This window comes from Nocardia sputorum (genome assembly GCF_027924405.1).
Taxonomy (GTDB): domain Bacteria; phylum Actinomycetota; class Actinomycetes; order Mycobacteriales; family Mycobacteriaceae; genus Nocardia; species Nocardia sputorum.
On sequence record NZ_AP026978.1, the window covers coordinates 6,162,781 to 6,180,008 of the forward strand.

Genomic DNA, 17,228 nt, shown 5'->3' on the forward strand with positions numbered 1-17,228 from the left:
TTCGCTCTGCATGCCCCACGCGCCGGGTGGATGCCCAGCATCACGCCCGACCATACGGCCTATGTAGTCGTCACGACAGGGGACTTCGTTACCGCACCGTTGCCCATCATGCCGGAACGGTGTCGGTCCGATCATGACCGCCCCATGTTCCGTGTCGCTTCCCATCCCGGGGGATCCAGCAACTCGGACAATCTGGGGCCGATCTGCGCCAGCGCTTCCGGTGACGTCATCTGGTCGTGTGAGACGCCGACGGGATGATCGTCGACCCGGCCGTCGACGTAAGGTTGCCAGCCGTCCGCCGCGGTGTCGTGACCGGCCGCGCTGAAGTAGTCCAAGCGGCCGCGGAAGACGTCGGGCCGGTGCTCGGCGATCAGCTCGGCCGAGCGCACGGCGCTGCGGTAGATCCGGCGCACCCGCTCGGGGGTGAGCACCGCCATGTCCGGCGGGATGGTGGCGTGCAGCGCGGCCAGCGCCTCGTCGCTCAGATCGCGCACGTCGCCGTCGCCGGGCAGCAGAGCGTCCGCGCCGATGCCGAGTTCGGCCAGCGCCTCGCGGATCGCCGCCCGGAAGTCGGTGACGTCGATGTCCGGGTGGCTGTCGAGCATGGTGAGCAGCCCGATCTCCTCCCCCGCCGCCTGCAACTGGGTGGCCACCGCGTGCGCCAGCACACCGCCGAGCGACCAGCCGAGCAGCCGGTAGGGGCCGTGCGGCTGCACCGCGCGGATTTCGGCCACATAGCGGTGCGCCATCTCCGCCAGCGACGCAGGCAGGTAGCCCTCCTCGGTGAGCGCGGGCGACTGCAGGCCGAAGATCGGCGTGCTCGCGGCCACGTAGCGCGCCAGACCCGCGTAGCACCAGGACAAGCCGTACATCGGATGCAGGCAGAACAGCGGCTGGGCGGCGGCCACGTCGTGCGGCACCATGGTCCGGATCGGCAGCAGTACGCCGAGCGCCGCGTTCGAGTCCTGGTCGTAGTCGTGGTCGTCGGCCAGCGCGGCCAGGATGCGGGCCGCCAGCGCCGCCGGGGTGGGATCGGTGAAGAACCACTGCACCCGCACCTCGGCGCCGGTGAGCGCGCGCAGCCTGCTGACCGCGCGCGTGGCGACCAGCGAGGTGCCGCCCAGGTCGAAGAAGTCGTCGTCCATGCCGACCCGCTGTCCGGCGCCGGGCTCGAGCACCGCGTCGAACACCTCGACCACGGTCCGCTCCAGCGGCGTGCCGGGCGCGCGGTACGGACGCGTCACCAACCGCGGCTCGGGCAGCGCCTTGCGGTCGAGTTTGCCGCTCGCGTTGAGTGGCAGTTCGGCGAGCTCGACGACCGCCGAGGGCACCATGTACGACGGCAGCGCGGCGCGGGCGTGCCGGAGCAGCGCGGCCTCGTCGACGCTCTCCGCGGGCGCGGCGACCACGTAGGCGACCAGCCGGTCACCCGTGGCGCCACGCACCACCGAGACCGCGGCATGCCGCACCTGGGGGTGACCGGTCAGCACGGCCTCGATCTCCCCGAGTTCCACGCGCTGGCCGCGCAGCTTGACCTGGAAGTCGCCGCGCCCGAGGTATTCCAGCGATCCGTCGCGCCAGCGCACGATGTCGCCGGTGCGATACAGGCGCGTGCCGCCGGCGTGCGCGACGAATCGCTCGGCGGTGAGAGCCGGCGCGCCGAGATAGCCGCGCGCCAATTGCACACCCTCGACGTACAACTCGCCCGCCGCGCCCGGCGGCACCGGCCGCAGCCGCCGGTCGAGCACGTGCACGCGGGTATTGGCCACCGGAAGACCGATCGGGACCGTCACCGCGGCGGTGTCACCGACCAGGTGGTCGGTGACCACGGTGGCTTCGGCGGGGCCGTACCAGTTGACCAGCACGGCGGCGGGCGCCATCGCGGCGAAACGCGCCGCCGTCTCCCCCGGCAACGCCTCGCCGGCGGCGAACACCCGCCGCAGCGACGGGTACCCCGCGACCGGGTTGGCCACCGGGTCCAGGAACGCGTCCAGCATCGACGGCACGAAGTGCACCGTGGTGACGGCGTTCTCGACGATGAGGCGGGCCAGATAGGCCGGGTCGCGATGGCCGTCGGGCGCGGCGACCACGATCGACGCCCCGGTCTGCAACGGCCAGAACAACTCCCATGCGGAGATGTCGAAGGTGATCGGCGTTTTGTGCAGCACCACGTCACCGCCGTCGTGCGGGTAGACCGACTGCGCCCAGCGGAACTGGTTGACCATCTGCCGGTGGGTGATCATCACGCCCTTGGGGCGACCGGTCGAGCCCGAGGTGTAGATGACGTAGGCGACGGTGTCCGGGCGGACGTATTCCTGCGGCCACGGGCCCTCGTACGGCAGCAGATACAGCGTGTCCACCGCGACCACCGGCACGCCGGTCGCGGTGTCGAACGCGTCCGCGGTGGTGGTCAGGACGCAGATCGGAGCGGCGCTGTCGAGGACGTACTCGCTGCGCTCGGCCGGGTGATCCGGATCGATCGGAACGTAGCCGCCGCCCGCGCGCAACACCGCGTAGATCGCGACGACCAAGTCGATGCCGCGCCGCATGGCCACGGCGACCAGCGTCTCCGGGCCGACGCCCCAGCGCATCAGCTCGACGGCCAGGGACCGGACGCGCGAGTCGAATTCGGCGTAGCTGAGCGTGGTGTCGCCGAAGCGCACCGCGGGCGCGTCCGGGGTGCGCGCCACCTGCGCGTCGAACAGCGACGGCAACGTCGCGCCGTCGAGCAGTTCCGGCACGTCGGTGGCGTTGCGCGCGGCCAGCTCGGCGCGCTCGTCCGCCAGCAGGACATCGATGTCGCCGACCCGCGCTTGCGGAGTGGTCACGAAACGGCCGATCAGCGCCGACAACCGCTGCGCGAGCGCGAGCGCCGCCGGTTCGCCGGTCACGTCGCGCAGGTATTTCACCGACACGCGCAACCGGCTGTCCAGCACCACCATCACGGTGAACGGGTAGTGGGTGCCGTTGACCGCGCCGACGCCGATGACGTTCATCCCGTCGATGGCGCCCGCCTGATCCAGGCCCTCCCGGTCCACCGGGAACGACTCGAACACCACGAGCGAGTCGAACAAGCCCTCCACGCCGACGGCTTCCTGGATCTCGCTCAACCCCAGGTAGTGGTAATCGAGCAGCGCCGCCTGCTCGGCCTGCAACTGGCGCAGCAGTCCGGCGAGCGTGTGCGTCGCCTCCAGCCGCACCCGCACCGGAATCGCGTTGAGGAACAGGCCGACCATCGCCTCGACGCCGTCGAGCCGCGGCGGGCGGCCGGAAACGGTGGCGCCGAAGACCACGTCGTCACGATCGACGGTGCGCCCGATCAGCAGACCCCAGGCCGCCTGCACCACGGTGTTCACCGTGACGCCGAGACCGGAAGCCAGCCGGGTCAGCGCGGTGGTGTCGGCCTGGGACAGCTCGAAGCCGACCTCGCCGACGCCCGCGGAGATCTCGCGGCCGGGGTCGGCCGGCGCCAGCGGCGTCGGCTCGGTGATCCCGGCCAGCGCGGTGCGCCACGCGGCGCGGGCGGCCTCCGCGTCCTGGGCGACCAGCCACGCCAGGTAGTCCCGGTAGGACCGCACCGCGGGCAGCTGACGGGAGTTGCCGCCGAACGCGTACAGCGTGAGCAGGTCCTTCAGCAACAGCGGCATGGACCAGCCGTCGATCAGGATGTGATGGCTGGTCACCAGCAAGTGGTACCGGGCGGCGGCGGAACGGATCAGCGCGAAACGCAGAAGCGGCGCGGTCCGCATGTCGAAGTGGTCGGCCAGGTCGGCCGCCTTGATCCGGTCCAGCTCGGTGTCGGCCGCGCCCGGTTCCAGCTGAGACAGATCGATCAGCCGCCACGGCACCTCCAGCGACTCCTGCACGATCTGCACGGGCTTGCCTTCGCTGTCGTCGGCGAAGGCGACCCGCAGGTTGTCGTGCCGGTCCAGCACCGCCTGCGCGGCCGCCTGCATCCGGCGCGCGTCCACCGCGCCGCCGAGATCGAGCACGAACTGGGTGGTGTAGACGTCCACCGAGTGCTCGGCGAGCAGGGCGTGGAACAGCATGCCCGATTGCAGCGGCGTGAGCGGCCAGGCGTCGGACAGGTCCGGGTAGGCGCGGGCGAAGCGATCGATGTCGGGTTGCTTGAGCCGCACCAGCGGGAAGTCCGACGGCGTGAAACCGCCCGCGTCCGGGCGCAGGCCGTGCTCGGCGAGGCCGCCGAGCGCGCGAATCCAATGCTCGGCGAAGGTTTTCGCGTCCTCACCGCGGAACGCGGCGGCGGCGAAGTCGAACCGGGCGAGCAAGCCCTCGTCGGTGGCGTCGACGGTCAGCACGAGCAGCAGATCGTCGGACGGGATGTCGGTGTGCACCCGCGCCGGGCGCAGATCCCGGTAGCGCAGCGCGAACCGGCCACGGCCGAGCCCGCGCAGTTCGGCGGCGGTCTCGGCGTTGAGATAGCGCAGCAGTCCGTAGCCGGCGCCGCGGGAGGGCACCGAACGCCGCAGCTCCTTGATCTGCGCGATCGCCGTGCCCGCCGCGGGGCCGCCGATCAGGGCGTCCTCGATGTCGATCCTGGTCAACCGCAACGGCAGCGGATATTCGGTGACGAAACCGCCCACCGTGCTCTCCGCGTCGGCCTGGGTGACCACGCGCCCGTCGGAAGGCAGCCGGACGACCGACCCGATCGCGCGCGTGACGGCCTCCCCCGCGGAGGTCTGCAGGGCCAGTGCCAGCGCGGTGAGCAGGATGTCGTCCACCCCGGCGTGATAGGCCTCGGCGGCAGCGGCGACGGCCGCGGCACCCTCCGCCGTGATGGTGAGCGAGACCCGGCTGCGTGCGCGCAGGTCTCGTCCCTCGGTCCCCGCACCCTCCGGGACGGAACCGAGAGCTCGTCGCCACCAGTCCATTTCGGCTACCGTGACCGGATCGTGCGCCTTGGCCGACAGGGCCCGGATGAGCGGGCCGAGGCCGGACTCGCGGCTCGCGGGCGCGGCGTGCCGGGCCCGGTTCCAGCGCGCGGTGAGCTGGTCGACGACGGCCCGCCAGGAGACGTCGTCGACCACCAGGCTGCTGGCCACGACGAGCAGCGTGGAGCGGGCCTCGGGACCGCCGGTGAGCACGAAGTAGATGTTGCGGCCCTGCTCGGGGTCCAGGGCGGCCGCGACCGCCTGCACCACATCGTCGATGGGCAGCGAAGTCTCGCCACGCTCCGGGTCCAGCCTGCGGAAGGCCTCGCCGGTGCGCTCGGCGGCGGGCGGGATGCGCAGCACCGGCGCGCCGTCGTCGCCGTAGCGCACCTGCACCCACAGCATCGGGTGCTGGTCGAGCACGGCGGCCACCGCATGCCGCACCGTCTCGACCGAGCAGGTCTCGGGGACGTCGAGGGTGATGGCCCGCACTTCGATGCCCTCGTCCAGCATGCGCGCCGCGTCCGGTGTCAGCGGTAGTTCGCCCGCCTCGTCGCCGGGGCCGCCCGCCACCGCGGCGGCGCGGGCCAGCGCGGCGACGGTCCGGCATTCGAAGACATCGCGCGGCGCGAAGGTCACGCCGCGGGCGCGCGACCGGGAGACCACCTGGATGGACACGATGCTGTCGCCGCCGAGGGCGAAGAAGTCGTCGTCCAGTCCGACCCGTTCGAGTCCGAGCACCTCGCCGATCACTTCGGCGATCACCAGTTCGGCCGGGGTGCGCGGCGGGCGATAGGCGCGGGTCCGCGCCTCCGGCTCCGGCAGCGCCTTGCGATCCAGCTTGCCCACGGGGGTCAGCGGAATCGCGTCGAGCACGACGATCGCCGCCGGAACCATGTACTCCGGCAGCGTGCGCCCGATCCGCTCGGTCAGCGCGGCCTGGTCTATCGTGGCGTCTTTCGCCGGCAGCACGTAGGAGACCAGCATGGTCGCGCCGGAACCGGTCGGGCGTCCGAGGGTCACGGCGAAGCCGACTTCGGGCTGGGCGGAGAGGGCGGCGTCGATCTCACCGAGCTCGATGCGGAAGCCGCGCACCTTTACCTGGAAGTCGTTGCGGCCCAGGTATTCCAGCACCGGCGCGTCCCCGTCCCGGCGCCAGCGCACCAGGTCGCCGGTGCGGTAGAGGCGCTCGCCGGGCGCGCCGTGCGGGTCGGCCACGAACCGGGCGGCGGTGAGCGCGGGGCGGGCGTGGTAGCCGCGCGCCAGCTGGACGCCACCCAGATAGAGCTCGCCCGCGACGCCTTCGGGCACCGGACGCAGCCTGGCGTCCAGCACCAGCGACCGCGTGCCACGGATCGGTCCGCCGATCGTGACCGGCTCGCCGGGCCGCAGCGGGTCGCTGATGTTGGTCATGATGGTGGTTTCGGTGGGCCCGTAACCGTTGTGGAAGGCGCGCTCCGGCGCGGTCGTCCACTTGTCCGCCAGATCGGCGGGCACCGCTTCACCACCTGCCACGATCGCGCGCATCCCGGACAACGCGTCCGGATCGAGCGAGGCGAGCACCGAGGGGGTGAGGAAGGCGTGCGTGACTCCCTCGGCGCGGATCAGCTCGGCCAATTCCGCGCCGCCGAAGGTGTGCGGCGGCGCCACCACGAGCGCGCCCGCCGAGCCGAGCGCGAGCAGCAGTTCCAGCATCGACGCGTCGAACGACGGCGACGCGAACGCCAAGGCGCGGGCGGATCGGTCGAGCCGATAGCGTTCCACCTGCTCGGCGCTGAAATTCGCCAGTCCGGCGTGGGTGACCACGACGCCCTTGGGCAGCCCGGTGGAGCCGGAGGTGTAGATCATGTACGCGGCGTTGCTCGCGCGCAGCGGGCCGCGTCGTTCGCTGTCCCGCAACGGCTGATCCGGGCGCGCGGCGACATCGAGGGTGAAGTCGTGATCGTCCAAGGCGACCCAGGCGCCATCGGCCAGAACGGGCAGGTGGTCCAGCTCGGCGGTCACCGTCACACCGAGGGCCACGCCGGAATCGGCCACCATGTGCGCGATGCGATCGGCCGGATAGGCCGGATCGATCGGGACGAACGCCGCTCCGGTCTTGGCCACCGCCCACAACGCGAGCACGGATTCCACCGAACGGCGGATCGCGATGGCGACCAGCGCCTCCGGCCCAGCACCGCGGTCGATCAGCGCACGTGCCAATTGCGCGGAGGCCGCGTCGAGGTCGGCGTAGCTGAAGGTGCGATCGTCCGCGACCACGGCGACGCCGGATGGGTTCGCGGCGACGGCGGCGGCCATCAGATCCGGCAGCGTGCGCGGGGGCATGGCAGGTGCGCCGGCACGGGCGATCAGGTCGGCGCGCTCGGAGTCGTCCAGGATCTCCAGGTCACCGACCGCGGTGCTCGGGCGCCGGACGACCGCGGCCAGGAGTCGGCGGAACCTGCGGCCGAACTCGGCCACGGTCTGCTCGTCGAACAGATCGTGGGCGTAGGTGAATTCGGCGGCGAGACCGGCTTCCGCACCGGACGCGGTGCGCTGCTCGCGGATGGTCAGCAGCAGATCGAATTTCGCGGTGTCGACGGCCGGGTCGAGCGCCGTGCAATGCAAGCCGGGTAGTTCGAAGCTGGTGGCGGCCAGGTTCTCGAACGACAGCGCCACCTGGAACAGCGGGTGGCGACCGGCCGAGCGTTCGGGGTCCAGCGCCTCGACCAGTCGCTCGAACGGGATGTCGGCGTTGGCGAAGGCACGTAGGTCCGTTTCCCGCGTACGGGCCAAGAGTTCGGTGAAGCGGAGTCCGGGCGCGACCCGGGTGCGTAGCACCAGCGTGTTGACGAACATGCCGATCAAGTCGTCGAGTTGGGCTTCGCCGCGGCCCGCGACGGGCGTGCCGACGGCGATGTCGTCGGTGCCGGACAGGCGCGCCACGAAGACCGCGAACGCGGTGTGCACCACCATGAACAACGTGGCGTTGTGCTGCCGCGCGAGATCGGCCAGCGCGGCGTGCACGTCGGCGTCCACGACGAAATCGGTCCGGCCGCCCACGAAGGACTGCGCGGGCGGGCGTGGGCGATCGGCGGGCAGGTTCAGCTCGTCGGGCAGGCCGGCGAGTTCGGTGGTCCAGTAGGCCAGTTGCGCGCCAGCGATCGACTCGGGATCGTCATCGTCGCCGAGCGCGTCGCGCTGCCACAGCGCGTAGTCGGCGTACTGGAGGGGCAGCGGCGCCCAGGACGGCTCCGCGCCGCCGCTGCGCGCCACGTAGGCCAGCATCAGGTCCCTGGTCAGCGGCCCCATCGACCAGCCGTCGGCACTGATGTGGTGCGCGACGAAGACCAGCACGTACTCGCCGGCCGCGAGCTGGAACAGCCGCGCGCGGAACGGCACCTCGACGGTCACGTCGAAGCCCGCGGCGACGATGCGCTGTGCCTCATCGGCGACGTGCCCGTCGCCGATCTGCGCGGGGTCCAGGTCCACCGGGACCTCGTGCGGAGCGAGTATCCGCTGTACCGGGCCGTCGGGCGTCTGCGGGTAGATCGTGCGCAGAATCTCGTGCCGCGCCACCAGATCCGCGACGGCCTGCCGCAACGCGGCCACGTCCAAGTCCCCGGACAACCGGATCGCGGCCGGAATGTTGTAGACCGACGCCGAGGTGTCGAACTGGTTCAGGAACCACATGCGCTGCTGCGCGAACGACAGCGGGATGCGGTCGGGGCGGGGCCCGGCGACCAGCGGGGCGCGTTTGCGCTCGCCGAAGCCGCGTTCCGCCTTGATCGCCAGTCCGGCCACGGTGGAGGCCTCGAAGATCGTGCGGACGGGGACGCGCGCGTCCAGTGCCGCGCCGATCCGCGCCGCGACCTGCGTCGCCAACAACGAATTACCACCCAGCGCGAAGAAATCGTCATCCGCACCGACACGCTCGACACCCAACACCTCGGCGAACACCGAAGCCACGATCTCCTCGATCGGAGTCGACGGCGCACGAAACGCCTGAACCTCGAACTCCGGCTCCGGCAGAGCCTTCCGATCCAGCTTGCCGTTCACATTCAACGGCAAAGCATCCAGCACCACGAACACCGACGGCACCATGTACGACGGCAAACCCGCCGTCAACTCCGACCTCACCCGAGCCACATCCACACCGGCCCCGGCCCCGGCCCCGGCCCCGGCCCCGGCATCGACCGCAGCGGCAACGGCTTCACCACCACCGGCCGCACCAGCAGCAACGCCACCCTCCGCAGCGGCCGGAACGATATAAGCCACCAAACGGTCACCGGTCTTCGGATCCGACTTCGCGACCACCGCCGCCTGCGCGACCTGCGGCAACGCCAACAGCGCCGCCTCGATCTCACCCAACTCGATACGGAAACCACGAATCTTCACCTGAAAATCCGTACGACCCCGATACTCCAGCTCACCGTCGCCGTTCCACGCGACCAAATCACCCGTGCGATACATCCGCACACCCGACTCGAACGGATTCGCCACGAACCGATCCGCCGTCAGATCCGCACGACCGAAGTAACCACGCGCCAACTGAACACCCGCGAGATACAACTCACCGGAAACACCCACCGGCACCGGCCGCAGCCGAGAGTCGAGCACGTAAACCCGGCTGTTCCACTCCGGCGCACCAATCGACACCGACACCTCATCAGCCGACGTCACACGATGACTGGTGATCGACACCGCCGCCTCAGTCGGACCATAAAGATTGAACAACTCCGTGCGCGGGTGCTCCCGCAAAAACCGCTGCGCCACCGCACCCGGCAACGCTTCACCAATCGCCAACACCCGCCACAGCGACCAGTCCACCGTGTCCGCGGCGGGCCGGTGCGCCAGCAGCGCGTCCAGCATCGACGGAACCACGTGCAGAGTAGTGACCGACTCGCGCGCCATGAGTTCGGCCAAATACGCCGGATCCCGATGACCATCCGGCGCGGCGATCACCAGACGACCACCACACACCGCCGCCGACCAGAACTCCCACACCGAGAGATCGAACGTCGCCGCCGTCTTCAACAGCACCGAGTCGTCCTGGGACAGCTCGAATTTCGCTGCCTTCCAGAGCAATTGGTTGACGATCGCCGCGTGCGGCACCGCGACGCCTTTCGGGCGCCCGGTCGAACCCGACGTGAAGACGATGTAGGCCGTGTTCTCCGGCCGCAGCGGGGCGACTCGCTCGGCGTCGCGGAGCGGCACGCTCGCGACCGCGGTCAGTTCGAGGTCTTCGAGCCGCACCACCGGCGCGACGTCGGTGTCGAAGTCCGACTCCGCGTCGCTCAATACGCAGACCGGGGCGGCGACGGAGAGGATGTAGTCGGTCCGCTCGGCGGCTTGGTCGGGGTCGACCGGTACGTACGCTCCGCCGGCCTCGGCCACCGCGTACATCGCGACGACCAGATCCACCGATCGGCGGAACGCGAGCGCGACGCGGGTCTCGGGGCCGACGCCCACCGAGATCAGGTACCGGGCCAGACGGTTCACCCGGGCGGCCAGTTCCGCGTAGCTCAGCTCGGCGCGTTCGCCACCGGGCAGATCCGCGACCAGCGCGACCGCTCCCGGCGCTGCCGCGACGGTCCGCCGCAGCAGCGACCCCAGGGTGGCGGGCTCCACCGGCTGGGCGGTGTCGTTCCATGCGGTGAGCACGTCGGCGCGCTCGGTGTCCGCGAGAATGTCGATGTCCCCCACCGGGACGGCGGGATCGGCGACTATCGCGGCGAGGACGCGCGAGAACCGAGCGACGAACCCTTCTACCGTCGCCCGGTCGAACAGATCGGTCGCGTATGTGAGGAACCCGCCGATACCCGCGGCCGCACCCGACTCCGCATAAGCATCACCAACAATCAAATGCAGATCGAACTGCGACACATCCAAATCCGCATCCACACCCGCCACCGTCAAACCCGGCAACTCCAACGCCGCACGCGCGACATTCTGAAACGACAACCCCACCTGGAACAACGGATGACGCGCCGTCGACCGCGGCGGATTCAACACCTCCACCAACCGCTCGAACGGCACATCCGCATGCGCGAACGCCGCAAGATCCGACTCACGCTGCTTACCCAGCAGGCCGACGAACGACTCATCCGGCTCGAACCGCGTCCGGAACACCACGGTATTGACGAACATGCCGATCAAATCATCGAGCTCCCGCTCACCACGCCCCGCGACCGGCGTGCCGACGGCGATATCCGCATTGCCGGACAGGCGAGCAAGCAAGACCGCGAAGGCCGTGTGCACCACCATGAACAGCGTCGCGCCATGCGCACGAGCGAGCTCCGCCAACCCGGCATGCGTCGCGGCGTCCACCGTCACGGGCACGCGCGCACCCGCGAGCGAAGCCACCGCAGGCCGCGGCCGGTCGGTCGGCAACTCCAGCACGTCGGGCAACCCGGCCAGCTCGGCGCGCCAGAACGCGATCTGCCGCGCCGCGAGCGACTCCGGATCCGACTCCTCCCCCAGCACCGCACGCTGCCACAACGCGTAATCCGCGTACTGCACCCGCAACGGCGACCACCCCGGAACATCGCCCGAGGTACGAGCCGCGTACGCCACCATCACATCCCGCACCAACGGACCCATCGACGACGCGTCCGCCGCGATGTGATGCACCACCACCGCGAGAACGTACTCCTGCGGCGCGTCCACGATCCGCAGCAGCCGGACGCGAACAGGCACGTCGGCGGTCACATCGAAGGGGGCCGCCGCGAGCGTGTACACCTCGCGCTCGATCTCGTCCGCACCGATCGGATGTTCGGCCACATCCAGCGTCACCTGGCCCGCGGCCAGCACCACCTGCACCGGACCATCGGGCGTCTCCGGATACACCGTGCGCAGCACCTCGTGCCGCGCCACCACATCGCGCAGCGCCGCACCCAGCGCGCCCACATCCAGCGCACCGGTCAACCGCAACGCGAACGGCAAGTTGTAGGCCGCCGAACCGGTCGCCGCGACGGCGTCCTCGACGTGGTCGAAGCGGTTGAGGAACCACATCCGCCGCTGCGCCAACGACAACGGCAGTTGCTCCGGACGAGCGATACTCCCCAGCCGCACACGGCGCTCACCGTCGGTATGCGACTCCAGCGCCGCCGCCAACGCCGCGACCGTGGATGCCTCGAACAACGCACGCACCGGCACCTGAGCATCGATCGCCGCCCCGAGACGCGCCACGACCCGCGTGGCGACCAGCGAATTGCCGCCGAGCGCGAAGAAATCGTCATCCGCGCCGACCCGGTCCACGCCGAGCACCGCCGCGAACACCTCGGCGACGATTTCCTCGACCGCCGTCGCCGGCGCACGGAATCGCCGCGCCGTGAAGGTCGGCTCGGGAAGCGCCTTGCGATCGAGCTTGCCGCTGGGATTCAGCGGGAACGCGTCCAGCGCCACGATGGCAGCCGGAATCATGTAGGCGGGCAACGTTTCCGCGATCGCCGCGAGCAAGTCGCCCTGCTCGATCGAGTACCCGGGCGCGGGTACCGCGTAGGCGACCAATTGGTCGCCCAGGGACGACGGCGCGACCACCGCCACGGCCTGGCTCACCGAAGGCTGCGCCAGCAGCGCCGTCTCGATCTCACCCAGCTCGATCCGCTGACCGCGGAACTTCACCTGGAAATCGGTCCGGCCCAGATAGTCCAGCCGGTGCGGTAGTTCGTCGGTGGCGGCGCGCCAGACCACCAGGTCACCGGTGCGGTACATCCGCTCGCCATCGCCGAACGGATCGGCGACGAACCGGTCCGCGGTCAGATCGGGACGCCGCACATAGCCGCGGGCCAGCTGATCCCCCGCCAGATACAGCTCGCCCGGAACCCCCGCCGGCACCGGTTGCAGACGCGCGTCCAGCACGTACACCTGCGTGTTCCACTGCGGTACGCCGATCGGCACGGTGCGCTCGTCCACCGCGGTCGCGGGCCAGTAGGTCACCGAGACGGCCGCCTCCGTGGGGCCGTACAGGTTGTGCACGGCGGCATCGGTCACCGCGCGCACCGCGGCGACGGTCTCCGGTGGCAACGCCTCGCCGATCACGAAGATGTCACGCAAGGTCGGGCACGAGCCGGGGGAGGTGTGGGCGGCGAAGACCGTCAGCATGGACGGCACGAAGTCCGTCACCGTCACGCCTTGCGCCGCGATGGTCTCCGCCACGTACACCGGGTCACGATGCCCCTCGTGGTGGGCGACCACCAGCTTGGCGCCCACGCGCAGCGGTAGGAAGTAGCCCCACAGCGAGACGTCGAACGTCGTCGCCGTCTTCTGCAAGTACACGTCGTCCGCGTCGAGCGGATACGCCGCGAGCATCCAACTGATCTGGTTCTGGATCGCGAAGTGCGAGATCGCGACGCCCTTGGGGCGGCCGGTGGACCCGGAGGTGAAGATCACGTACGCCGGATGGTGCGGCAGCAGCGGACGCAGCAGTTCCTCCGCGCGCACCGGCGAATCGTCGAACCGGTTCGGGTTCAGTGCGTCCAGCAGCAGCACCGCGGTGCCTTCCGGCACGTCGACCGCGTCGGCGGAGGTGGTCAGCACGCAGACCGGCCGCGCCGTCTCGAGGATGTGCGCGATGCGTTCGGCCGGATGATCCGGATCCAACGGCACATACGCCCCACCCGCCGCCACGATCGCATACATCCCCACCACAAGATCCAACGACCGGCGAACCGCCAACCCCACCAACGACTCCGCACCCACACCCTGCGAAATCAACAACCGCGCCACACGATTCACCCGCGCATCGAACGCACGGAACGTCAACTCCACACCCTCGTACACCACGGCGACCTCGTCCGCGTACGCCTCCGCCGCACGGCGATACCCGTCCAGCAGCAACTCGGCGGGAACCGGGTAACGCGTGTCGTTCCACTCGTGCAGGATGCGTTCGCGTTCGGCGGGAGCGAGCAGATCGATCGCGCCGATCGGCCGATCCGGCTCGGCGGCGGCGACGGTCAGCAGCCGATCCAGCCGCCAGGCGAACTCGGCGATCGTCCGTTCGTCGAACAGGTCGGTGGCGTAGGTGAACATCGCCGTGAAGCCCGACGCCTCGCCCCCGGAGTCGGGCACCACGGTCAATTGCAGATCGAATTTCGCCACCGCGCCGTCGAATTCCAGCACGCGGGCGGAGAGCCCGGGCAGGTCGATCTCCGGCCGGTTCATGTTCTGGAAGAACAGCGCCACCTGGAACAGCGGGTGATGCGCCTGCGACCGCACCGGGTCGAGCACCTCGACCAACCGCTCGAACGGCAACTCGGCATGCGAGAACGCGCCCAGATCGGTTTCCTTCGTCTGAGCCAGCAGCGTGCGGAACGACGCGCCGAGGTCGATCCGGGTGCGCAGCACCAGGGTGTTGACGAACATGCCGATCAGCGCGTCCAGTTCGCGCTCACCCCGGCCCGCCACGGGCGTGCCGATGGTGATGTCGTCGGTGCCGGTGAGCCGGGCGAGCAGCACCGCCAGCGCGCTGTGCACCACCATGAACTCCGAGGCGCCCGCGCTGTGCGCCAACTCGGCGAGACCTCGATGCACCGAGGCGTCCACCGCGAACGTGTACTCCGCGCCCCGGCCGGAGGCGACGGGCGGGCGCGGACGGTCCGAGGGTAGGTCGATCCGGTCGGGGATGCCCGCCAAGGCTCGCCGCCAGTAGGCGATCTGGGCCGCGGCCACCGACTCCGGATCGTTCTCGTCGCCGAGCATCGCGCGCTGCCACAGCGTGTAGTCCGCGTATTGCACCGGCAGCGGTTCCCAGGACGGGCGCGCCCCGTTACGCCGGGACAGGAACGCGCTGAGCAGGTCCCGCAGGAACGGCGCGACCGACGCGCCGTCAGCCGCGATGTGATGCACCACCACCGCCACCACGTGGTCGGCGGGGCCGATCTCGGCCAGCGCCATCCGCAGCGGCACTTCCGCCGCGACATCGAAACCGGTCAGCGCGAGGCCGCGCAGCCACGCGGGCAGCTCGTGTTCGGCGACGGGCTTCGGCGCGAGGTCGGGGACGGCCGCAGCGGCGGGCAGCACCACCTGATACCCCGTACCATCCACCGCCGGATACACCGTCCGCAACGTCTCATGACGCCCGACCACATCCGCGACCGCCGCCCGCAACGCCGCCACATCCAACACACCCGACAACCGCACCGCGAACGGAATATTATTCCCCGCCGAACCGGTATCGAACTGATTCAAAAACCACATCCGCCGCTGCGCCAACGACAACGGCACCCGCTCCGGACGCTCCACCGCCACCAACGCGTGCCGGTCACCGGCGCCCTTCAACGGCTCCAGCCGCGCGGCCAGCGCGGCGACGGTGGGGCTCTCGAAGATCAGCCGGGCGGGCACCCGCGCCGCGATGGCCGCGCCGAGCCGGGCGGCGACCTGCGTCGCGATCAGCGAATTGCCGCCCAGCTCGAAGAAATCGTCGTCCGCGCCGACCGGCGCACCGGGACCGAGCAGCTCGGCGAACACCTCGCTGACCAGCTCTTCCAGCGGACCGACCGGCGCACGGAATACCTTGGTCTGTAGGCGCGGCGTGGGCAGCGCCGCGCGATCCAGCTTGCCCACGGGGGTCAGCGGAATCTCCTCCAGCACCATGACGACGGTCGGCACCATGTGCGCGGGCAGGATGCGTTCGGCGAAGGCGGCGAGTTCGGCCGCGTCGGCGACCATCCCGGGCGCGGCGTGCACATACGCGACGAGGATGGTGACGCCGCTGTCCAGGTCGTGCCCCACGGTGACCGCGAAGTCGACGGTCTCGTGCCCGGCCAGCACCGCGTCGATCTCACCCAGCTCGATCCGGAAACCCCGGATCTTCACCTGGAAATCGTTGCGACCCAGATACTCCAGCTCACCATCCGGCGTCCAACGCACCAGGTCACCGGTGCGATACAGCCGGGAACCGTTGGCGTCGAATGGGTTCGCCACGAAGCGGGACGCGGTCAGCCCGCGCCTTTCGTGGTAGCCGCGGGCCAGTTGGGCACCGGTGATGTACAGCTCACCGGCCACCCCGCTCGGAACGGGGACCAATCGTTCGTCCAGCACGTACTCGGTGACGGCCCGGATCGGCGCGCCGATCGTCACCGGCTCGCCGGGCGCCAGCGGCGCGCTGATGTTCGTCATGATCGTGGTCTCGGTCGGGCCGTACCCGTTGAAGAACTCCCGGGTCCGCCCACCCGACACCGGGAGCACCCAGCGCCGCACCAGCTCCGGCGGGCACGCCTCGCCACCGGCCACCACCACGCGCAACTCGTCCAGCCCCGTCGGATCCACCGACGCGAGCGCGGCGGGCGTCACGAACGCGTGGGTCACGGCCTCCCGGCGCAGCAGGGACGCGAAGTCCTCGCCGCCGAACACCGTGGGGGACGCGACGACCATGGTGGCCGCGCCGCCGAGCGCGAGCAGCAACTCCAGCACCGAGGCGTCGAACGATGGCGACGCGAAATGCAGCGTCCGCGACGCACTCGTCACCCGATACCGATCACGCTGCTCGGCACAGAAACTCGCCAGTCCCGCTTGGGTGACCACCACGCCCTTCGGCGTGCCCGTGGAGCCGGAGGTGTAGATGACATACGCGGGATGCTCCGCGCGCAGCGGACGCACGCGGTCGGTGTAGGTCACCGGGTCGGCGGCGAACTCCTCCAGCCGCCGCGCGCAGTCGGCGGTGTCGATGGACAGCCACTCGACCCGGGGCGGCAAATCGGCGCGGATCTTCTCGACGGTGAGCCCGAAGACCGCGCCGGAATCGACGACCATGCGCTCGACGCGATCGGCCGGATAGTTCGGATCCACCGGCACGAACCCCGCACCGGTCTTCGCCACCGCCCACACCGCCACCACGGACTCCACCGACCGCGGAATACCCACCGCGACCAGATCCTCCGGACCGACCCCCCGATCGATGAGCAGCCGCGCCAACCGCGTGGACCGTTCGTCCAGCTCGGCATAGCTCAGTGTGGCGTGGGTGCTGGTCGCGTCGGCGAAGATCACTGCCGCACCGCTGGGGTTGGCCTCCACGGCGGTGGCCATCAACTGCGGCAGGGTGGTGACGCGGGGGCGACGGGTCCGAGTCGGACGCACACGGGCCGGGCGGGTCATCGGCGCACCGCTTCCGCAGTCTCGTCACACCGCTGCCCGACCGCCCGAACCATCGTGCTGCCTCACCCTGTCTATCGTCGCCACACGCACGTCACCATGCTGCCCGCGCTGTGATCATCGAACGCGCGCATGCCGATCGTTACCTAACCGCCGGCGCACGCCGAGTGTGACCGGCCACGACCCGTGAGTTTCCGGGGCAGGAGCGGACGCGTATGACGAGTGCCGCGGACGATTATTCCCTGCCGACGCCCGATCCGTGTC

General features: G+C 70.4%; 1 protein-coding gene. It reads right to left on the reverse strand.

What is annotated here, in order from left to right; all coding sequences use genetic code 11:
* Window positions 1-131: 131 nt before the first annotated feature.
* Entirely contained in the window at window positions 132-16,949 is a 16,818-nt protein-coding gene (locus QMG86_RS27735; RefSeq protein ID WP_434086217.1) for an amino acid adenylation domain-containing protein, read from the reverse strand.
* Window positions 16,950-17,228: the final 279 nt, after the last annotated feature.